Raw genomic sequence first — 21,171 nt, forward strand, 5'->3', positions numbered from 1 at the left:
TTTAGTTTGACTGGAACAATGGAATGCACAATCCTGCTGAAAGTGTCAGAGAGCTGTTTCTGAACTTTTCACTCCCCTCATAACCTATAGAAAGCTTTTCATCCAGGATATCCAGTACCCCGTGCGTATATCGGGTTTCTAAACTCAACACCCAGGCCTGAAAAAGCTCCAGGCTGTAGCCCATACCCACGAGCCACCCCGCATCTTTGTTGTTAAAGTTGCCCTCAACAGCATCATGCACATAAGTTCTTACATAGCGGTAGTTATTATTGTCAGCGTATTCGTAATAAATATCGCCTTTGCTTGTCGCATTCATCATAAAAGCAACATACGCGCCAAAATCAATAAAAAATCCCAACTCATCCTCATGGCCCAAACGCAGATAAACAGGCAAAGAAAGATAGTCCAAATCAACCTTAGCATCTACCTGATTGTATGCATTAGAATGATCAGCATAGGCCAAACGATAAGCATAGGGACTTTCTCCCTCAACACAATACCCCCGACGGTCAAACAAAACATCACTCATCATGGAAAGGCCATTGCCCAACTGATAGCTCAGGCTAAGTCCTGCTGAAAATCCTTGGTGCGATTCGTAGCTATGGTTGTCACTTTTATTCCGAATTGAATTCAGGTTATAGCCCAGCCGTGGCACTGCCCGCCATCGCGAAACGTGGTATTCCGCTGCTCCTGCAACCCCATTTCCCAGCGTTGTTTTTTCGCTTTTCAATGCATAGCGAATACCAAAATTCAACTCACTTCCCTCGTTCTTTCCTTCATAACCAGATAAAAACTCATTAAGACCAACAGCATAACGTCCATCCATAAACAGGCTAAGTTGCGAAGTAAGCGGATAAGAAATTCCAGCCGAAAATAAGTACCCCCAATCGTAATGATCCATCTGCTCATCCTGTGTCGGGGGCAATAGATCCCGATCCTTCCCGGTAAACTCATCGTTGATCAAAAAAGAATAAAACATTCCGGCTCCCAGTTCCAGCTCCAGTCTTGTTGATGTCTTATACTTCAACATCAAGGGCACACGCAAAAACTGGTAATCCCATAACTGGTTTCCCGGAACATATATTGGCGGTCCAATAATTCCGTAGTTTGCATTGTACGACTCTGTAGGCACTGGGAAAATGTCATCCGGATAAGTCGCCTCATAACGACGAAGCTGTTTGTAGTAATAAGAAACGAAACCAACTTCGGTTTGGAGAGCTACCCGTTCATTCAACCTATAATTGAGCATTAATCCCGCTGTTGATCCGGGTTTGGCTAGCCACTTATCATGTTGTAGATTTCCATTAAGATTCGAAAAGCTGGTTCCGGAATACACCCCCACTCGTAGTTTCTGAGCCTGAAGGGAATTGCCAAAGGTTAGAAAAAATACCCCTGCAATAAGAGTTAAGATTTTTTTCATAAAGCAATGGTTTGTATAGCTGATGAACAACACCTAGAAATGGTTGCGTCAAGACTTGGTTTTCTTGAACTTACATAATCAAGTCAAATACAACAGCATTGGCACGAATTAAGGAATAATTAAACCTTGGATGTCCTTACCGTCCGACTACAGCCTGTTCCAAAATAAGCTTATAGCTTTGCCCACTCAATAAACGATTCAGAAACTATGTGGGTACTTTTGGCCTTATTGTCGGCTTTTTTACTTGGAATTTATGATGTCTTCAAAAAGTTATCGGTCAACGGCAATGCTGTTTTCCCGGTGTTGCTGATTTCGGCCATCACCGGGGCCCTCCTGTTTCTTCCACCAACTGTTGGATCGTTCCTGTTCCCCGACTTTTTCCAATCCATCCACTTATATGTTCCTGCCATTACAGCGCGCGAACACGGTCTTATCCTTTTAAAAACACTCTTGGTCGTTTCTAGCTGGATTTTAGCTTTCAGCGCCTTAAAACACCTGCCTATCACCATCGTCACGCCCATCCGGGCAACGGGCCCCATATGGACTTTAGTTGGAGCAATCTTGCTTTTTCAGGAAAACCTGAACGCACTTCAGTGGGCTGGGGTAATTACCACCCTGATTTTTTTCTACCTGCTTTCAACCGCCGGCAAACTGGAAGGCATTCATTTTCGGAAAAACACCTGGGTGCTTTTTGTGGTTGGTGCCACATTGCTTGGTGCCTCCAGCGGATTGTACGACAAATATATCATCCGGCAAATTGACCGGCTGGCCGTGCAGGCGTGGTTTTCGTTCTACCAGGTTGTGGTTATGCTACCGGTGCTGGCCGTTGTTCGCTGGTCGCGCCCCAAAAGCAAACGTATTCCTTTTCATTGGCGCTGGAGCATTCCGGCCATTGGCGTATTCCTGCTCCTGGCTGACTTCGCCTACTTTTATGCCTTAAGCTACGAGGATTCCATGATTTCTGTCATCTCAGCTTTACGCCGAGGCGGTGTCTTGGTAGCCTTTGCCACTGGAGCTTTACTGTTTCATGAACACAATATTCGCCAAAAGGGCATCTACCTGCTTGGAATTTTAGCCGGAATTTTGTTGATTAGTCTGGGAAGTTAGTGCAGAAGGTCGTTGGACCTTTGTAAACTCATCCCCAAAACATTTGGACTATGAATCGAATTGAACTTTACCAGGGCGACATCACCGAAATGCACGTTGATGCCATAGTGAATGCGGCCAACCGAAGCCTGCTGGGCGGTGGCGGAGTTGATGGTGCCATTCACCGGGTAGCGGGTCCCAAACTGCTTGAAGAATGTAAAAAACTCAACGGCTGCGAAACCGGACAAGCCAAGATAACCATGGGCTACCGACTTCCTTCACGCTACGTAATACATACGGTAGGACCGGTGTGGCATGGGGGCGAAATCGGAGAAAAGGAATTGTTGGCCTCGGCCTACCTTTCAAGCTTAAAACTGGCCCGGGAACATCAGCTAAAAACCCTTGCTTTCCCAAATATCAGCACTGGCGTGTACGCCTTTCCCAAGCAACTGGCTGCCGAGATTGCCATCGAAACGGTTCGTAATTTTCTGGAAAACGATGATTGGTTTGAGGAAATTACCTTCTGCGTGTATGATGATGAGAATTACGAAATTTACACGAAGCTGCTCAACCAAACAGGCCATTAAAAGTTAATAAGACGGAGTCCGTCGCTTCTATGCTGCTTCGGGATTAAGAGAGCTGTTTCTCAAAATGATAAAAACGGAAATTCCGGCACAACCACAGCTATGACTCCAAAGCAGACGACAAGCGATTGACAAAACCGTATTCATTTTCGGCACAACAATTGACATTTCAAACTTAAATTCAAAATCTAAAAACTTCCATGAGAACAATTTACGTGTTACTTTTCCTTGTTTTAACTTGTTGTATTGGTTTAAAAGACGGTCAGGCCCAGCGGGATTACCGTACCGCCATTGGCTTTCGGGCCGGCCCAATGGCCGGATTAACCGTCAGGCAGTTTGTCTCATCCAGCCAAGCCCTGGAGCTAAGTATTGCTTCACGCTGGAACGGCTCGCTTTACCAAGCCATATATGAAGTACATAACGACCTGTTTAAACAAAAAAGATTCAACTGGTATTACGGCGGTGGTGCGTATATTGGCCACTGGAACTTGAAAAGTAACCTTCACCCTTGGTATAGCGAAGACGGTAAGTATACGGCTTTTGGAATCAATGCCATTGGGGGGCTCGAATACTGTATTAATGATGCACCGATTAGCTTTTCGCTCGACTGGAAGCCGATGCTGAATATGGTGAATAAATTTCATTTCAGAACCGATGACTTTGGCTTAACCATACGTGTATTTTTAGGTGAAGCCTGAATTAAACAGATCCATTAAATGAAACGAATAAAGATTGAATTCCAGGTAACTCTTTTAACGGTTTTAGTCGTTCTGGCCGTCAGCTATTCCGGCTTTCTGGTCTACCAGAGCCTGTCGCAAATTGTGGATTCGATTCACAAGGAAGCCCGACCTGACTTCAAACTACTGCTTATCAAAGACATTGAATCGGACTTGACTGAAGTAGAAAACACCGTTCGGCTGTATACCTTAACAAGGGAAGAAAAATACTTTCATCCTTACCGGGAAATCAATCAGGAAATTCAGGACAAATTAACCAACCTGCAGGATTATGCACTCACCAGCGACGATGAAAAATTGCAAATTGATTCCATTCGCTCACTGGCCAACGACAAACTTGCCATCTGGGAGAATATTCTGGCGCTGCACTACTCCAAGGTGGATGCCCATGAATCGTTTTCGGAGCTTTACAGCAAGATAGACAGCTCCATTACGGAACCCGATACCATTTTAGTGGAAGCACCAGTCGTTGAGGAGAAAGTGGGTCTTTTGAAGCGGATTTTTGGCAAAAAGAAAAAAGACAAAGACACCCTGATGGTTCAGCAGCTGCAACCGGTAGACTCCAATAAAATTGAAAAGGCAGCCATCAAACAGGAAATTGCAGAAATTGAACAACGCATAAAAACCTCCAACCAAGCACTCTCTGTTAAAGAAAAAGCCTTGCTTGAGAAAAACATTGAGCTGACGGAATTATTGAAAACACAAATCACCGAGCTTGAAACCAAGGAGCAAAAAAAGCTGCTAGTCAAAACTCAGGAAGCCGACCGGCTGGCAGCCATCACTTATAAACGACTGGCACTGTTCACTATTGGTGCTGTCATTCTCTTGCTGTTGGTGCTGTTCATCTTTTACCGCTACCTGAATAAATCACGGGCCTATCAAACGATTTTGCGCCAGGCAAAAACCGAGGCCGAAAAGCTGGCACGAGCCAAAGAGCTATTTGTTGCCACGGTAAGTCACGAAATGCGTACCCCCATCAACGCCATTTATGGCTTAACCGAACAGCTGCTGCAAAGAACGGAGTCTTCTGACCAGAAAAAGGACCTTGAAATTATCTACAATTCGACCGAACACCTGATTGCACTGGTAAACGACACGCTTGATTTTTCCAAAATAGAAAGTCAGAAGCTGCAACTCGATCAAGTGGATTTCTCACTGGACAAGCTGCTTTCAGAAGTCATTACCTTAAACCGGAGAAACGCCGAAGCCAAACAGCTGGAGCTTATTCTGGACACCCGGCAACTTCCTCCGTTGGTACTTTCCGGCGATGCTTTCCGGCTAAAACAAGTACTGATTAACCTGCTCAACAACGCCATCAAATTTACAGACCAAGGCAGCGTAAGTCTGAAGGTTTCGGCCAACGCTATGGACCATAATAACCCAGTTTGGGTGAACTTTCAGATTATTGACACCGGAATCGGAATCTCCAAGGAAAACCACCAAGTTATTTTTGATGATTTTGTACAGCTGGAAACCGATCTGACCAAAAAGCAAGGAGGCGCCGGACTTGGTCTTTCCATTGTTAAAAAGCTAATTGATATTCAAGGTGGAACCATTCAGGTTGATAGTGAATTGCACCAAGGAACCACCATCACAATCAAAATCCCCTACCGAAAAGGCAATCCGGCAAATATCAAAACTCCCGTTAAACCTGAATTAGTCATTCCGGACAGTTTCAGCCAGCTCACAGCCCTCATTGTTGATGACGAAGAGTTTAACCGATACCTGCTGAAAGGGATTCTGAAAAAATGGAACCTTCGAATCGAAGAGTCTTCCAACGGGCAAGAAGCGGTAGAGCACTGCCGCAGCATTCATTTCGATCTGATTTTCATGGATGTTCGTATGCCGATTTTAAATGGACTGGAAGCCAGTCAGCAGATTTTGAATCGGGATAAGAAGGTCAAAATCATTGCCCTTACAGCCACCAATAAGCCGGAAGATTTAGAAAAATGCGAACAGGCTGGCATGCATAACTTTCTAGCCAAACCATTTACTGAAAGCGACTTATTGCAAACCATAAAAGAGACCCTGCAATCTCAGCCTCATAAAGCTAAAAAAGTGGAAGAAAGCAGCGAGCAATCGACCATTGATTTGAGCGAACTGGAACGCATGGCGGACGGCAACAAAGACTTTGTACGCGAAATGGTTGAAATTTTCATTCGCTCCAGTCAGCACGGCCTAGAAGAAATACAGCGTAACATTGACCTGAAAAACTGGGACCTGGTTCGGGAATATGCGCATAAAATGGCCGCTCCTACCAAGCACTTAAAAGCGCTGAGCCTGTACAGCAAAATCAAGGAAATGGAACGTGAAGCCGACACGACTAAGAATCAGCAAAAGATTACGCAGCTATTCGGTGAAATAAAACTGGAAGTACAAGCAGCTAACCGTCATCTAAAAGCGATCTTGAATATCGCCGGCTAACCCGTTTTCAGTTCTGCTTGAAATGTTCTCCCTATTTGGGAAGTAAGCCATTGCTTTAGCCCACCGCTATGGAGAAACCTATTTAGAAGGCCAAATCATCGGTTAACACTAAAAGTCAACTCATTGCAACATTTAACGGATAAGTCTATTGCGTAGACATCAAATAAAATACCGGTTCAATTGCTCAAAATTCACAAATTAATTCCATACTATTGCATATCAAAAACCGAAGAAAAGATTCTTGTAAGCTTAGCATATGGACAATAACAAGCCTTTCAAAATATTTGTTGTTGAAGACGATGATTGGTACAACAGACTTCTCGTTCACAACCTGTCACTGATACCGGACTACGAAATTGAGTCTTTTACCAGTGGGCAGGAATGCTTGAAAAACCTGCACAAACAGCCAGATGTTGTGACCCTGGATTACCGTCTTCCGGACATGAAAGGCCTGGAGGTGCTGAAAGAAATAAAAGCTATCAACGATGAGATCCAGGTAATTCTGATTTCGGAACAAGACGATATTGAGGTAGTCGTTGAACTGCTAAAGCATGGCGCTTACGATTACATTGTCAAGTCGTCCGATGTAAAAGAACGCTTACTCAATACGGTCAATAACATTCGTCAGGGCAGCCGGCTAAAAAAAGAGATTGTTACCCTGCGCCAGGAAGTTAAAAAGAAATACAGCTATCAAAATACCATCATCGGAAACAGCCCGGCAGCCGAGCACATCTTCTCGCTCATTGAAAAAGCGACCAGAACCAACATTTCCGTCACCATTACCGGAGAAACAGGAACAGGGAAAGAACTGGTTGCCAAGGCCATTCACTACAACTCCAACCGGGCCAAGAAACCGTTTATCCCAGTTAACGTAGCTGCTATCCCGAAAGATTTAATTGAAAGTGAACTGTTTGGACACGAGAAAGGTGCCTTTACCGGAGCTGCTTTTCGCCGTATCGGAAAATTTGAGGAAGCCCATGGGGGCACTTTGTTTTTAGATGAAATGGCTGAACTGGACATTTCTCTCCAGGCCAAGCTGTTAAGAGCCCTACAGGAAAAAGAAATTATTCGCATAGGCAGTAACGATCCGGTAAAAACCGATTGCCGAATCATTATCGCCACCAACCGGAATCTGCTTGAAGAGGTTAATGCCGGAAACTTCCGACAGGATTTGTATTACCGCCTTTTCGGCCTGCCAATTGAGCTGCCCCCATTGCGCGACCGGGGAAACGACGTGATCGTATTGGCCAAGCATTTCATTCAGGCTTTCTGCAAGGAAAACCAAATGGAGGAAAGGACGCTCACCGCCTCCGCCAGTAAAAAGCTGCTTGCTTATTCATTTCCGGGAAATATCCGCGAACTCAAATCAGTCATTGAGCTGGCTGTTACCTTGTCGGACACCACCGAAATAACGGAGGAAAGCCTCGTATTTGGTGGTCAGAACATGATGGATACCTTACTCGCGGAAGAACGCAGCATGCGCGAATACAACATCGAAATTGTGAATCGGTTCCTTGAAAAGTATGACAACAACATCAAACTGGTAGCTGAAAAACTCGACATTGGGGTGGCAACAATCTACCGGATGCTGAAAGAAGAAAAAACAAAGCTGTAACGTTTCGCTCTAAATTCTCATTTTGAGAAAAAAGCATTCAAATTGACACCTTAGCGGAAAATTCACAAAAACACACCACCCACAATACCAAACACTTAACTCATTCTCATTTTCGTGGCACATCCCTTGCCTATCCGTATCCATATAAATCTAAATGGATGGAGGATACTATCATGGATAATACACGAAAAAAGCAATTAGGAATTATACTTACAGCTGTTGTTGTTGTTTTACTGGCAGCAGTTGGATCAATCTATGTTTACACACAGAAACAAACTGAAGTCGAAACTTTGGCTTCAGAAAACATGAACCTCAACGAACTTATTGAAGGACGTGATTCCGTCGTGAATGAGCTGGTAACTGCGTTCAACGATATTGAAAACAACTTGAAATTCATCAAGGAAAAAAGAAAGCAACTATCAATTGAGCAAAACAAAGAAGGAGGCATTGATCAAAAACAGGCCATTCTTGAAGACATCAACCTGATGAATGAAATGCTGGAAGAGAGCAGCAAGCATATAGATGATCTGGAGAAAAAACTAAAAAGCTCAGGCATTAAACTGAATAGTTTCCAGCAAAAAATTGCCTCCCTATCGCAAACAGTTAATCTTCAAACCGCCGAAATGACAGAACTTCGCAAGGTCATTGAAGAAAAAGAACAGCAAGTGGCCGACTTGAACCAGAAAGTGGAAACCATGGAGTTTGAAATTGCCAAACAAACCGACACGCTGGAAAGCAAACTCAATATTATTGACCAACAAACCTTGGAGTTAAACACCGCCCACATCGCATATGGAACCTATAAGGAACTGAAAGAAAAAGGCCTGTTAACCAAAGAGGGAGGTTTCTTATGGATTGGTCAGAATAAAACAATTCAGGAAAATTTTGACGAAGAGTATTTCACGGAATTAAATATTCAGGAGACGAAAACCATTCCGTTACACTCGAAAAAAGCAAAAATTATTTCAGAACATCCAGCTAATTCTTATACCTTAGTAGAAGAAGATGGACAGGTTGCTTACCTGCAAATTGAAGATCCCGAGGAATTTTGGAAGATTTCAAAATACGCTGTAATCGAAGTTAAATAACTCATAAACAACCAGAATACAGTTTATGATTAAAAAATAAAAACCCCAAAAAGAAAGTTAGTTAATTATGAGAAATCAAAAATTAAGAAAAAACTCACTTTTCACAATTGCACTTTTAGCACTGAGCACGCTCTTTGTTGCCTGCTCACAAGATGATAACAACATTGAGAACCTGGATGGAAAAGGCCGATTGACAGTTAATATTACAGATGCGCCCTTCCCCATTGACATTGTTGATAAAACAGTAGTAACCATTGACCGGTTAAGCATCGGCTCTGCCGCAGAAGGAGAGGACGAAGGCAATTTCCTGGTACTTTCAGAGGAAGAACGTGAAATTGACCTGCTGGACCTAACGCATGGAGTAACTCTGGAACTGGCTTCGGTTGATATCGATGCAGGAACTTACGACGAGATTAGATTACACGTTGTGGATGCCAAAGTTTTACTGAAAGATGGCACCGAGTTCGACCTGAAAATTCCGAGCGGTAGCAGCAGTGGACTGAAAATAAAGATAGCGCCTGCGGTAACGATCGAAGAAGGATTGGAATCAACCGTTCTACTGGATTTTGATGTCAGCAAATCCTTTGTTATGCAAGGCAACATGAACACGCCAGCGGGCATTAAAGGATTCCTGTTTAAACCAGTTATTCGCTGCGTATTCGAAGGCTTTACCGGACAAATTGAAGGAACAGTTACGGACACTTCAGCAGTTGTTTTACCCAACGCGCTGGTAAAAGTATGGAATCTGACTCCTGAAATGGAGCCTGACACCGTTGTCACTTCCGGCTTTACAAACGAAACCGGCTACTATAAAATAATTGGTCTTCCTGAAGGTACCTATCACCTAACCGGAGAATTGGAAAATTATGAAACCCTTCTAATCGAAGAAGTAGCTGTTGAATCCAAAGTGACCACAACCGTTGACTTCGAGTTAACACCTGTTGAACCAGAAGCGCCTGCAGAAGAAACAGGCGAATAAGTATTAAGCACACTCAAATCTTCACGTATATATTACAACACTCAAAATGCCATCCGGACAGAGGTTCGGGTGGTATTTTTGTTTTTAGGCACTGGCGATAACGCTCCACTGCTCACCTCCCCTAAAACAGCTAAGGCCAAACCATCCCTTCTAGCTTTCCCTGCTTGTTTACCCGAACAATACTTCTCCGGACACTTAGCACTTTTTACAATACAAAAATCGGCTATCACAGCTGCTGTCAGTTAAAATTCAATACCGATGTAATGAAAAGACGCCATATACGTCTTAATTTTGAATGCAGACAAGAATGAACAGCATATGTTAGCCAAAGAGTTTAAGACATTAATCCTGCCATTAAGTAGAAAACTTCATCAGTTTGCCACCAGGCTTACTCAAAATGATGAAGTTGCCAGGGATGTTGTTCAGGATGTATTCCTGAAGCTTTGGCAAAAACGCAGCAGCCTGAGGCAAATTGAAAACATCGAAGCCTTTGCCATGCGCATGATCAGAAACAAGTGTTATGACCTGCATCGGGGGCATCGAACCTATTCGCTGGAAGAGCAACAGAGCAGCTGGCACGAAGAAGAAAAAAGTGACCTGAGAGAGGAGTTGGATTTGTCGGAAACAGCCCGGATTATCAAAAAGCTGATCAACCAACTGCCTGAGCTACAACAAAAGGTGATGCACATGCGTGACATTGAACAGTTGACTTATGATGAAATTGTTGATCAAACAGGATTAAACATCAACGCCATTCGGGTCAACCTATCGCGGGCACGAAAAAAAGTAAGAGACGAATTATCTAAATATCAAGATTATGGAATTGAAAGAAATCAAACAAATACTGCAAAAATACTGGGAAGGTGAGACGACGGATCAGGAAGAGCGGTTATTGACCGATTACTTCAACTCCAATAACATCGCTCCGGAATTGCAACAGGAACAACCCTTTTTTGCGGGTTTAGCTGAACTGACAGATGACAAGCGAGATGAAGCTTTGGAAGAAGACATCATGAACCATATTCTGGAGCAAGAACACCGCGAAAAGACACACTACCGATGGTTGTGGCAAACAGTAAGCGGCATTGCAGCAGCCTTGATGATTGCTATTTTAGCCGTAAACCTGACGAGCAATCAAAAACCCTGGCAAGATACGTACAGCAATCCGGATCAGGCTTACGCAAAAGCTTCAAGCACCTTGCAATATGTAGCCGGGTATTACCAGAAAGGCATGAAGGGACTTGAACCGGTAAAAACCATCAATCAGGCCTCTACCCCCCTACACTCAAGCCTCAACAAGCTTGAGAAGGGATTTCAGGAAATACAAAAAGTGGAAATAATCAATGAAAAACTAAAAAAACAATAATCATGAAAAAGCTCATTTTGATACTGATTTGCCTGATCCCGCTTTTTGGGATGGCTCAGAAAAACCCTGTGGACAAATTATTTGAGAAATACGCCAATAAAAAAGGACTGACAACGGTCAACATCAGCGGAGCCCTTTTAAGCTTTGCCAGCAAAATAGATAGTGGTTCCGCCGAAGCCAATGTTCTTTCAGGCCTTGATGGCGTCCGGATTCTGGCTGTTGATGATGATGAACTTAACCGATCGCTCGATTTCTACAAAGAACTGGAAGCCGACGGATTCTTCAAAAATCATCAATATGAGGTTTTGATGGAAGTAACTGAAGCCAATGAAGTGGTTCGCTTTTTTGCCCGGGATGCTGGAAACGGCAAATTTTCGGAATTACTCTTGGTGGTTGGCGGAGATGACAATGCCCTGATTAGCATTCGTGGCATCATTGACCCGGAAAACATCGGAAAAATTACTGGAGCATTGGATATTGACGTTCTATCCGATGATAAAAAGAAAGAGCAATAAATTCATGTCGCAGATTGAATACAAAAAAAAGGGAGGTTTTAACCTCCCTTTTTTTTGTATTATCTTTTCATCATGCGCATTACACTGCATCACTCAATTCAGCACCTGGCTTGAATTTTACGACTTTCTTTTCAGGAATTTCAATAGGAGCTCCAGATTGTGGATTTCTTCCTGTTCGTGCACTACGAGTTGAAACCGCGAAAGATCCAAATCCGATTAAGGCAACACGGTCACCGTTTTTTAAGGCGTCAGTTGTAGATTCTACGAAAGCATCCAGTGCTTTTTTAGCATCCGCTTTAGTTAGACCAGCTTTTTCAGCAATTGCGTCAATTAATTGAGCTTTGTTCATAAGAAAAACTTGTTTAGGGTTAAAAATAAACTGATTAAAATAACTTTATAATTAATACACTTTAAATTCAAGGCATAAAAAAAGAATTTAAACTTTCTAAAACCTTAGTAAAATCGGTGCTTTCGAAAGCTTAAATTTTACGTTTTATAAAATTCTAAAATATGATTCAATTTTGCAACCTTTATTGAACTTTTTTTTTTTTCTATTTCAAAGATTTTTTCTGCCTATTATTTTTGTGTTTCAAAAAATTCATATACTTTTGCCGCCATATCCACGGAGAGATGGCAGAGTGGTCGAATGCGGCGGTCTTGAAAACCGTTGATCTTCACGGATCCGGGGGTTCGAATCCCTCTCTCTCCGCAGACCACCAAAAAGCTGTAAGCAATTCGCTTACAGCTTTTTTTTATTCATACCACCCTCAAAATCCATTTAACAAATTGCATATAAAGTCCAATGAAAAGGGGAAAGGGCTAGTCTCTCATACCAATTCACCAGGTTTTAGCCTACTCCAAAAGCAGCAAAGACCATTATTATCTTAGCTAGGAATGCTTTTTTAAAAATACAATCCTCAAAATCCATTGTGTTTCAAAAAATTCATATACTTTTGCCGCCACATCCACGGAGAGATGGCAGAGTGGTCGAATGCGGCGGTCTTGAAAACCGTTGATCTTCACGGATCCGGGGGTTCGAATCCCTCTCTCTCCGCAGACCACCAAAAAGCTGTAAGTATTTCGCTTACAGCTTTTTTTATTTATACCACCCTCAAATTCCTTCTAACAAGTAGCCTATAAAGTCCGAGGAAAAAGCTATCCTTCCCGACTAATTTTGGAAGGCAATAGGACATTTTTCCCAAGATTCTGCCAGTATATTTCGGTATAACTCCCCCTCACAAAGCACAAAAACCACCAAAATCCATTAATCTGAATCATAATTCCGCTTCACAAATACCCATTTCTGGTGATTGTAAGGTCCTCCTCTGCCCGCTTACTTTGTACCTCACAATACATAACATATAGTATCAATTCTTAACCTTATTTACAATGTTAAAACTATTAACATCTCTAGCTATTTTCATATTCATAGTCAACCTAAATACCACATTTGCTCAAACAACTAAAGGAATTGTTTACGATGAAAACAATAATCCGCTACCCTATGCCAGTGTAATGATCGAAAATTCAAGACAAGGAACCATCACCAATGTATCGGGTCATTTTTCCATCCCCAAAATGCCACTTGGGCGCCAAACCCTTGTTGTAAGCTTCATCGGCTACCGAAAAACAAGCAAAGAAGTTGTCATTAAAGCGAATTCGACTGTTGATGTAAACTTCCACCTGGAAGTGGATCCCAATTCAATTAATGAAGTTGAAGTATTTGGCAGCCGCTACAAACAACCCGAAAAGATTGCAACAATTACGCGTATGCCCTTACGTCCAAGTGAGCAAATTCAAAGTATTTCCGTCATTTCAGAAAAAATGATTGCTCAACAAGGCGTTCAAACTATTACGGAAGCAGTACAGAACATTCCGGGTGTAACCCTTTTTGGATCCTACGGAGGAGTGCGCGAAAGTATGAGTATTCGTGGCTGCCGGGGAGTACCGGTCCTCAAAAATGGCGTTCGTATCGATTCGGATTTCCGCACAGGCTCAGCACTATCCGAAATGCAGGGTGTAGAAAGTGTTCAGGTGATTAAAGGTTCCGCAGCAATAACTCAAGGATTGGGTAACGATTTAGGAAGCCCCGGGGGTATTATCAACGTTGTAACAAAAACTCCAAAGTTTGAAAACTCAGGAAAAGCTTCCCTCCGACTAGGCAGCTGGGGCTATGTGCGTCCCGCCTTCGATGTGCAGGGAATTTTGAATGAGCAAAAGACAGTGGCCTTCCGCCTGAATGGAGTCTTCCAACGGGCCGATAATTACCGTCCTGTGATAAACAGTAACCGCGTTTACATCAACCCATCAATGGAGTTCAGGCCCAACGACAAAACCAAGATCACCGTTGAGCTGGACTATTTGAATGATAACCGGACGCCACATACCAGCACGGTAAATTTGGCGCCAAATGATACCGAAAACTTTTACGACCTGCCTTTTGACCAATTTTTGGGTTTTGATAAGGACAATGCCAATAACAAAACCTTAACCTATGCAGCAAGAGCCAACCGAATCCTGACCGATCATTTCAGCCTACGCGCAGCTTATTTTCACTCTTCTTACCAAGTGGACAATACGTCAAGTTCTGTTTCAACGGTTGTTGATGGCGACTATTCCAAACGCGCCCGAAGTCTTTCCAGATCGTTGAGAGATGACCAAAATTCCACTTTTCAACTCGACTTTATTGGTCAAGATATCTACACGGGTGACTTCAAACACACCTTCCAGTTCGGGTTTGACTATAAAACGACCGAGCTAAGCACCACAAGCTTTGGCTCCGCTTTTATCGATACAATCAATGTCACCCAGCCAGTTATTAACAACACCTTGGGCGATGTCAATCTAACGAAACAAAGCCCCGTTGAATCAGAGAGCTCTTCCTATGGTTTTCTAGCTCAAGAAGTCTTAAGCTACAAGGAGTTCATTCGAGCCATTTTAGCATTACGATACAGCTATTCGAGTGCCATCAATACTAGAAGCGTAGGACCAATTCCGGGCGACGCCTGGAATCCGATGCTTGGCTTAATGGTAAGTCCCATCAAAAACATCAACCTGTTTGGGTCTTATTCAACCACAACCAGCTTACGTTCTGCTGCCAGATTAATGGCCGATGGCGGCGAAATTGGCCCGTCAAATACCAAGCAGTTTGAGGTAGGTTTAAAATCTGATTGGTTGGATAATAAGCTGCGTTTCAACTTTACCTATTTCGATATTATTACCGAAAACCTTTCGAACACTGAATACATTGAAGGCACCAACCAACCCACTGGTTATTACTTTAAAGCCGGTGATTTAAAACGCAATGGGATTGAAACAGAGCTAAGTGGACAGTTAACTGATGACCTTCAGGTAATTTTAGGGTATGCCTACCTGGATGCCCGCTATGAAAACAGTCCATCCTATGTTGATGGGTCAGCTCCCATGAATGCGCCAGAGCACACAGCCAACGGCTGGGTTTATTACTCCTTCAACAAAAGTGCCTTAAAAGGCCTATCATTGGGCTTAGGAGCCTATTATGTTGGAGAGAAACCTTCCAATGAATATTTGGTCAAACCAGACGGACATGGCACACCGGTAGGAACCAAGCCATTTAATATGCCGGCATACACGACCGTAAATGCACAAGTGGCTTATGCAACAGGAGACTTTACAATCCGCGCTTTTCTCAATAATCTCTTCGATCAAGTAGGATACAATGCTTATTTCCGGGGTGGTTACATCAACCAAATTGATCCTCGAAATTTTGCAGTAACGCTATCCTACCAGTTCTAATAGCAACAAGCAAAGTCCCCGCCCTCCCATGGTGGGGACTTTCATTCAAACAACAAGATCATTTATGAGAAACTTTATCGAAAAAATCCATTTATGGCTGGCTCTTCCTGCGGGCTTGATTGTCACCATTGTTTGCCTGACCGGAGCAATACTTGTTTTTGAGCAAGAACTATTGGAATGGTATTACCCTGAACGTTATTTTGTTGAAGAGCAGACTATCGGCACTCCGCTTCCGCTTCACGAGCTGGTTGAGAAAGTAAACGAGCAGTTGGAAGAGAATTCAGTAGCCAGCGTGAAAATCGCCTCCGATCCTGATCGGACGTACACCGTGGGTTTACAAGAAGGATTTCGCGTGAGCGCTTTTGTCAATCCCTACAACGGAGAAATTAAAGGCTACCATTATTTTCTGGAAAGTTTCTTTTATAAAATAATGGCCCTCCACCGCTGGCTCATGGATGGAAGCCGAGAGCTGGGAAAAGTAACTGTAGGAATCACCACCATCATTTTTGTCATTCTATTAATTACCGGCATGGTTTTATGGGTTCCTGTCAATAAGAAAAAGTGGCGCCAGCAATTCACCGTGAATATTCGTTCCGGAAATAACCGATTTTGGCGAGACCTGCACATTACCGTAGGCATGTATGCTTTCTTACTTCTGCTCATCTGCTCTCTCACCGGGCTGATGTGGTCGTTTGGCTGGTACCGAAATACAGTTTTCAGCTGGTTTGGCATCGAACAGCAACAAGGACATGGAAAGAAAGGAAAATCGTCGTCACCAAAAGAGGAGATAAACAGCTTGCATTGGGATCAGGCTTTTCAGGAGTTGGCTCAGAAAAATCCGGGCTACCAATACATCCGAATTCAAGATCAAGCAGCAACAGTACTTGCCAAAGATGCTGTTCATAAACGGGCCGCGGACAAATACACTTTTGATAAAAACAGCGGGCAAATAAACTCGGTAAAGAAGTACCAGGAAGACCTAAGTTCCTCCAAAATTATGACTTGGGCTTATGCGCTCCATGTTGGAGATTATGGAGGCTATTGGGGACGTGTGCTCACCTTTTTAGCATCGCTTGTTGGGGCCAGCTTGCCGCTAACAGGCTACTACATGTTTTATATCCGAAAGCGCAAAGCGTACAAAAGCAAACGAGCACTCGAAAAGCAACTCAATTTCTAACGCAATAAAAACGGAGGCGCAATTTTTACATTGGCCTCCGTTAGCACTACTCTCTAATCAATCCTCGTTCTCTGCATTTTTGAATAAACTTCTGATTGTTTTCCTCTGAATCCTGACACGTAGCCAATATTCTCATCAACCGATGCTTATCTATTCTTTCAATTTTGTATTGGAAGACGGGAAATGCATCCCGTCGTCAACACTATTTCTCCCAGCTCACAACGGCTGATTGCACATTGTCCGAGCTTGGTCCAACCATGATTTCAAAATCTCCGGGTTCCCACCCAAATTCCAGGTTGAAATTGTAAAACGCCAGATCTTCAGCTGTTAATTCAAACGTAACAGTTTTGGTTTCACCTCTTTTTAAGGCTACTTTTTGGAAGCCTTTCAACTCTTTTACCGGACGGGTTACAGAAGCCACCATATCGCGTGTATACAACTGAACCACTTCTTCGCCATCAAAATTTCCGGTATTGGTAATATCAACCGATACTTTCAGGCTTTCATTTCCTTTCAATTTGGTTTGGCTAAACACCGGTTTGCCATACTCGAAATCGGTGTAGCTCAAGCCATAACCAAATGGGAACAGCGGGCTGTTAGGCGCATCCAGGTAGTTCGATTTGAACTTCATAAACGTATCTCCATCCTGAGGACGTCCGGTAGTCGTCATCCGGTAGTGAATTGGGATTTGACCAACGTTGTGTGGGAAGGTAGCTGTTAACTTACCTGAAGGGTTGTAAGCTCCGAAAAGCACATCAGCAATCGCATTTCCAGCCTCAACACCAGGGTGCCAAACATGCAGCAAAGAAGTCGCCAACTCATACTCCTCACCAATTGCCATTGGGCGACCACTCATCATTACCAACACCAAAGGCTTGCCTGTTTCGGCCAAAGCACGAACCAGTTTCTTTTGACTTTCGGGCAGTGAAATATCTGTCCGGTTAGCCGACTCACCACTCATTTCAGTTGCTTCACCAATCACAGCAACTACGACATCTGATTTTGCAGCTAAATCCAGGGCTTCTTTTAACATTTCCTCCGGACTGCGCTCGTCAATGGCAATACGTGTTCCGAATACATTCACTTTTTTCGCAAATTCAACATCATCCGAAATGTTGGCTCCTTTGGCATAGCGAACTTCCACCTTGCGACCACCAACATTCTCCATACCTTCCAAAACGGGGATTGAAAGTTGTGGGTTCCCTGTTGGAGCCCATGTTCCAAGCATGTTATTTTTATCGTTTGCCAATGGTCCAACCAAGGCAATTGATCCGCTTTGAGATAACGGAAGTGTATTCATTTCGTTTTTCAGAAGCACAAAAGAACGGGCAGCAGCTTCGCGTGCCACCTGACGGTTCTCCTTCGTCAAAATATCTTTCTTCGGACGTGAATCATCAGCATAACGATAAGGATCTTCGAACAAGCCCAGGTTGTACTTGGCTTCCAATACCCGGCGACAAGCCAATTCGATTTCATCCAGGGTAATTTTGCCTTCGTCCAGTGATTTCTCCAGGGTAGTCAGGAAGCCTTCACCAACCATATCCATGTCCAAGCCTGCTTTTAGCGACAAAGCAGAAACAGCTTGCAAATCACCCATTCCATGAGCAATCATCTCGTTAACAGAAGTATAGTCTGAAACGACAAAGCCATCAAATCCCCACTGATCACGCAACAAGTCAGTCAACAACCACTTGTTTCCACTCGCAGGAATTCCATCCACGTCATTGAATGAAGACATCACTGATCCCACTCCAGCATCAATCGCAGCTTTGTACGGAGGCAGGTATTCGTTGAACATGCGAATACGGCTCATGTCTGTTATGTTGTAGTCGCGACCCGCTTCCGATGCACCGTACAAAGCAAAGTGCTTCACGGTAGCCATCATAGTATAAGGGCTGGTTAGATCATCGCCCTGGTATCCACGAACCATGGCTTTGGCAATTTCTGACCCCAGGAAAGGATCTTCACCAGCACCTTCAGCAATACGGCCCCAGCGAGGATCGCGTGCAATATCAACCATCGGTGAAAAGTTCCAGAAGATTCCGTCTGCAGTTGCTTCTTTTGCTGCTACGCGCGCCGTTTTCTCAATCAACTCCATATCCCAGCTCGAGGCTAAACCAAGTGGAATTGGGAACGTTGTTTTGTACCCGTGAATCACGTCTGATCCAACAAGCACAGGAATTCCCAGACGGCTTTCTTCTACTGCCAACTCTTGTGTTTGACGAACTTTCTCGGGGCTGCTCACCCCAAAAATACCACCTACCAAACCATCCTTCAGCTTGGATTCAACACCGGTACTCACAGCTGAACCTGTAGGAATTCCTCCTCCTGGAGTAATCAAGTTCAACTGACCGATTTTTTCCTGAAGTGTCATTCGCCCCATCAATTCACTAATGTAGGCATCCATCTCAGCTTTATCTGTATTTTGTGCCTGTACCTGCACTCCCAATAAGACCCAAAGGGCCGCAAAAATTAATCGATTCACCTTCATTTTCTAACTATTTATTTTCTGTTCTAAAATCTATTCATCTATTTTACCCAATCTGGTTTATCCTATCTCTAATCTTATTTAGTCGATTTTAATAATTTTGGTTGATTCTGAAATTCCGTTTTCATTGAACGCTTCGATGCTCATGTAATAGGTTGTATTCTTATCAAAGCAGCGCATCAGCAACTCGGTATCTTCGTACACAAGCCATGAGTGGTACAATTTATCCGGAGCAATCCCCCAACGGATATTGTAGCCCTGTGCTCCAGCCACTTCTTTCCAGCTGGTTGAAACATCCCGGCGATCCTCGTGGCGCTGAACCTCAAAGTCTTTCACTTTGCCAGGCTTTTTACCAAAGCCGGTTCCAAACACCCGGATTTCAGACATGGCCAGGTTATTGCCCGGCACTTCAATATTTTTATACCGAATGAAACGAGCTTTTTGAGGCTGGTTTAGCACGATGTAAGCATTGGGCGAATCCTTGTAACTCTTGCTTCGGTCTACCACCGTCTTCCACTCTTTGCCATTTTCCGACACTTCAATGGTAAAGCGATGGCGTAAACCTTCGGTACGTGTATAAATTCCAGACTCATGATCATGAAAATTCAATTGAATGGCATTCACCATTCCAGGCTGAAGCATTTCGATTTTTATCCATTGCTGATCATCGTTGGCATCCGCTACCCAGAAGGATTTTGGACTTTCATCAGTCAATACTTCTGAGGTAATTTCACCCGCACTGTTTTTCACCAACGGCATATTCGTGATGTCGAAATCGTTATCGGTCGATGTACTTTTTCGGATCTGCATCTGCGAAGAAGAAACTGTTGTTTTTCCTCGATAGGACAGCAACATCCAGCCAGAATGCTGGCCGGCCTTCGTTGGGTGATCCGGTCCAAATCGTGGATAATCACCGTAATGCGTATTGGAATGCATTAGGCCTTCATCATCAAAATAAGTTGGGAACATGCACAAACGGCGTTCCCAGTGTGAGTTCGATGCCAGCGCCATGGTTCCAAAATGCCAATACTGTCCATTGGTTTGTTTCACGGTTATCCCATGTCCGGCACCATTAGTAAAGCCTCCCGGCTTAAAACTCATCGGGTTGTTTTTCATGTAAGTGAATGGCCCCAGTGGAGAATCGCCAACATAAACACCATCACCATACACATTGAACTGCGTTCCCGGAGCCGCATACTGCAAGTAATATTTACCGTTGTGCTTGGTCATTGAAGCCCCTTCCATGTACCCTTCCTTTAAGGTTGGATGGAAGTTATTCTCACCGAACCGCTCCCAACCATGCTTTTCTTCATTCAGGTTGATCAAGTCCTTTTTCACCCCTGTTTCCAACATGCGGTCGTTCTTATTCAACTCTTTCACCCGTATCGGGTGCACATTGGATGATCCCCAATACAAATAAGTTTTCCCGTCATCATCGATGAATAATTCAGAATCCTGAATGTTATTGGAAATCGATGCTGTTGGGGTCCATTTTCCACTTTTGGGATCGTCTGAATATAAAATACTTCCGTAGCCCGCAGGATCACCGGCAAAGTAAATCACTGAATCTTTGTAGTTGAAAGCAGTAGGCGCATTGCACCCTTCAAAAAACCACTGTGCTGGCTTGATGAAATCCCAATTCACCAAGTCCGTTGAATGCCAATAACCAAACGAACGGGTGACAAATAGGTAATACTCTCCCCGAAACTCGACAACTGCCGGATCAGCACCCGAACGATAGGAAATATTCTTGCTGGAATTATAAACCATATAGGTATAATCAATATCCAAGGGGTTACAATACGTATTGCATACCGACTGTGCGTTTCCCATTCCCGGGATTGCCGCGAAAAGCAGAGTCGCTAAAGCTAAACGTTGAAATACTCTTTTAATCTTCATTTTATCTCTTTATTTAATA

At 43.5% G+C, this 21,171-nt stretch carries 16 protein-coding genes and 2 tRNA genes; 14 read left to right on the forward strand and 4 right to left on the reverse strand.

All coding sequences use genetic code 11. The features are described from left to right. Position 1 precedes the first annotated feature (1 nt). Positions 2-1,420 carry a porin family protein gene (locus tag ACRD6K_RS13035; RefSeq protein WP_430973587.1) on the reverse strand — a complete coding sequence of 473 codons (1,419 nt, stop codon included), beginning with the start codon at positions 1,418-1,420 and terminating at the stop codon, positions 2-4. Between the two features lie 207 nt (positions 1,421-1,627). Here ACRD6K_RS13035 and ACRD6K_RS13040 point away from each other — a divergent pair, with 207 nt between their 5' ends. From ACRD6K_RS13040 to ACRD6K_RS13085, 10 genes are all read left to right on the forward strand, one after another. Continuing rightward, a complete protein-coding gene (locus ACRD6K_RS13040; RefSeq protein ID WP_299580091.1) occupies positions 1,628-2,527 on the forward strand; it encodes an EamA family transporter in 900 nt (299 codons plus the stop codon). 50 nt (positions 2,528-2,577) lie between these two features. Next, entirely contained in the window at positions 2,578-3,093 is a 516-nt protein-coding gene (locus ACRD6K_RS13045) for an O-acetyl-ADP-ribose deacetylase (RefSeq protein ID WP_430973588.1), read from the forward strand. 197 nt (positions 3,094-3,290) lie between these two features. Further along, entirely contained in the window at positions 3,291-3,788 is a 498-nt protein-coding gene (locus ACRD6K_RS13050; RefSeq protein WP_430973589.1) for a hypothetical protein, read from the forward strand. A gap of 18 nt (positions 3,789-3,806) precedes the next feature. After that, positions 3,807-6,251, forward strand: coding sequence for a response regulator (locus ACRD6K_RS13055; protein WP_430973590.1), 2,445 nt, complete (start codon positions 3,807-3,809; stop codon positions 6,249-6,251). A gap of 256 nt (positions 6,252-6,507) precedes the next feature. Next, positions 6,508-7,866: a sigma-54-dependent transcriptional regulator gene (locus ACRD6K_RS13060; RefSeq protein WP_299580078.1), complete on the forward strand. Its 1,359-nt coding sequence runs from the start codon at positions 6,508-6,510 to the stop codon at positions 7,864-7,866. Between the two features lie 158 nt (positions 7,867-8,024). Next, positions 8,025-8,954, forward strand: coding sequence for a Cbp1 family collagen-binding glycoprotein adhesin (locus ACRD6K_RS13065; RefSeq protein WP_430973591.1), 930 nt, complete (start codon positions 8,025-8,027; stop codon positions 8,952-8,954). Between the two features lie 67 nt (positions 8,955-9,021). Further along, positions 9,022-9,933 carry a DUF4382 domain-containing protein gene (locus ACRD6K_RS13070; RefSeq protein ID WP_430973592.1) on the forward strand — a complete coding sequence of 304 codons (912 nt, stop codon included), beginning with the start codon at positions 9,022-9,024 and terminating at the stop codon, positions 9,931-9,933. Positions 9,934-10,251: 318 nt separating this feature from the next. Beyond that, on the forward strand, positions 10,252-10,800 hold the full coding sequence (locus ACRD6K_RS13075; protein ID WP_430973593.1) for an RNA polymerase sigma factor: 549 nt from the start codon (positions 10,252-10,254) through the stop codon (positions 10,798-10,800). Then, entirely contained in the window at positions 10,751-11,299 is a 549-nt protein-coding gene (locus ACRD6K_RS13080; RefSeq protein WP_430973594.1) for a hypothetical protein, read from the forward strand. Before ACRD6K_RS13075 ends, ACRD6K_RS13080 begins: the two co-directional genes overlap by 50 nt. Positions 11,300-11,301: 2 nt before the next feature. Then, positions 11,302-11,814 carry a DUF4252 domain-containing protein gene (locus ACRD6K_RS13085; RefSeq protein ID WP_430973595.1) on the forward strand — a complete coding sequence of 171 codons (513 nt, stop codon included), beginning with the start codon at positions 11,302-11,304 and terminating at the stop codon, positions 11,812-11,814. 79 nt (positions 11,815-11,893) lie between these two features. On the opposite strand, the gene ACRD6K_RS13090 is transcribed toward ACRD6K_RS13085, so the two are convergent. Continuing rightward, positions 11,894-12,163, reverse strand: coding sequence for an HU family DNA-binding protein (locus ACRD6K_RS13090; protein ID WP_299580060.1), 270 nt, complete (start codon positions 12,161-12,163; stop codon positions 11,894-11,896). A gap of 275 nt (positions 12,164-12,438) precedes the next feature. Between ACRD6K_RS13090 and ACRD6K_RS13095 the strand changes: the two genes are divergently transcribed. The 4 genes from ACRD6K_RS13095 to ACRD6K_RS13110 all read left to right on the forward strand — a co-directional run bounded on the left by ACRD6K_RS13095 (position 12,439) and on the right by ACRD6K_RS13110 (position 16,765). Further along, positions 12,439-12,523, forward strand: a tRNA-Ser gene (locus ACRD6K_RS13095). Positions 12,524-12,783: 260 nt separating this feature from the next. Continuing rightward, positions 12,784-12,868: transfer RNA gene (locus ACRD6K_RS13100), tRNA-Ser, on the forward strand. A 335-nt stretch (positions 12,869-13,203) separates the two neighbouring features. Next, positions 13,204-15,588: a TonB-dependent siderophore receptor gene (locus ACRD6K_RS13105; protein ID WP_430973596.1), complete on the forward strand. Its 2,385-nt coding sequence runs from the start codon at positions 13,204-13,206 to the stop codon at positions 15,586-15,588. A gap of 64 nt (positions 15,589-15,652) precedes the next feature. After that, complete coding sequence (locus ACRD6K_RS13110; protein ID WP_430973597.1) at positions 15,653-16,765, forward strand: PepSY-associated TM helix domain-containing protein; 1,113 nt, start codon at positions 15,653-15,655, stop codon at positions 16,763-16,765. Positions 16,766-16,967: 202 nt separating this feature from the next. Here ACRD6K_RS13110 and bglX read toward each other — a convergent pair whose 3' ends face one another. Together bglX and ACRD6K_RS13120 are read right to left on the reverse strand one after the other, a co-directional pair. Beyond that, entirely contained in the window at positions 16,968-19,256 is a 2,289-nt protein-coding gene (gene bglX, locus ACRD6K_RS13115) for a beta-glucosidase BglX (RefSeq protein ID WP_430973598.1), read from the reverse strand. A gap of 78 nt (positions 19,257-19,334) precedes the next feature. After that, complete coding sequence (locus tag ACRD6K_RS13120; protein WP_430973599.1) at positions 19,335-21,152, reverse strand: family 43 glycosylhydrolase; 1,818 nt, start codon at positions 21,150-21,152, stop codon at positions 19,335-19,337. Positions 21,153-21,171 lie beyond the last annotated feature (19 nt).

This window comes from Sunxiuqinia rutila, assembly GCF_050589705.1.
Taxonomy (GTDB): domain Bacteria; phylum Bacteroidota; class Bacteroidia; order Bacteroidales; family Prolixibacteraceae; genus Sunxiuqinia; species Sunxiuqinia rutila.

Excerpts from the sequence above, each read along its gene's own strand:
- ACRD6K_RS13035 (WP_430973587.1), bottom strand. The coding sequence starts at position 1,420 with ATGAAAAAAATCTTAACTCTTATTGCAGGGGTATTTTTTCTAACCTTT.
- ACRD6K_RS13040 (WP_299580091.1), top strand. The coding sequence starts at position 1,628 with ATGTGGGTACTTTTGGCCTTATTGTCGGCTTTTTTACTTGGAATTTAT.
- ACRD6K_RS13045 (WP_430973588.1), top strand. The coding sequence starts at position 2,578 with ATGAATCGAATTGAACTTTACCAGGGCGACATCACCGAAATGCACGTT.
- ACRD6K_RS13050 (WP_430973589.1), top strand. The coding sequence starts at position 3,291 with ATGAGAACAATTTACGTGTTACTTTTCCTTGTTTTAACTTGTTGTATT.
- ACRD6K_RS13055 (WP_430973590.1), top strand. The coding sequence starts at position 3,807 with ATGAAACGAATAAAGATTGAATTCCAGGTAACTCTTTTAACGGTTTTA.
- ACRD6K_RS13060 (WP_299580078.1), top strand. The coding sequence starts at position 6,508 with ATGGACAATAACAAGCCTTTCAAAATATTTGTTGTTGAAGACGATGAT.
- ACRD6K_RS13065 (WP_430973591.1), top strand. The coding sequence starts at position 8,025 with ATGGAGGATACTATCATGGATAATACACGAAAAAAGCAATTAGGAATT.
- ACRD6K_RS13070 (WP_430973592.1), top strand. The coding sequence starts at position 9,022 with ATGAGAAATCAAAAATTAAGAAAAAACTCACTTTTCACAATTGCACTT.
- ACRD6K_RS13075 (WP_430973593.1), top strand. The coding sequence starts at position 10,252 with ATGTTAGCCAAAGAGTTTAAGACATTAATCCTGCCATTAAGTAGAAAA.
- ACRD6K_RS13080 (WP_430973594.1), top strand. The coding sequence starts at position 10,751 with ATGGAATTGAAAGAAATCAAACAAATACTGCAAAAATACTGGGAAGGT.
- ACRD6K_RS13085 (WP_430973595.1), top strand. The coding sequence starts at position 11,302 with ATGAAAAAGCTCATTTTGATACTGATTTGCCTGATCCCGCTTTTTGGG.
- ACRD6K_RS13090 (WP_299580060.1), bottom strand. The coding sequence starts at position 12,163 with ATGAACAAAGCTCAATTAATTGACGCAATTGCTGAAAAAGCTGGTCTA.
- ACRD6K_RS13105 (WP_430973596.1), top strand. The coding sequence starts at position 13,204 with ATGTTAAAACTATTAACATCTCTAGCTATTTTCATATTCATAGTCAAC.
- ACRD6K_RS13110 (WP_430973597.1), top strand. The coding sequence starts at position 15,653 with ATGAGAAACTTTATCGAAAAAATCCATTTATGGCTGGCTCTTCCTGCG.
- bglX (WP_430973598.1), bottom strand. The coding sequence starts at position 19,256 with ATGAAGGTGAATCGATTAATTTTTGCGGCCCTTTGGGTCTTATTGGGA.
- ACRD6K_RS13120 (WP_430973599.1), bottom strand. The coding sequence starts at position 21,152 with ATGAAGATTAAAAGAGTATTTCAACGTTTAGCTTTAGCGACTCTGCTT.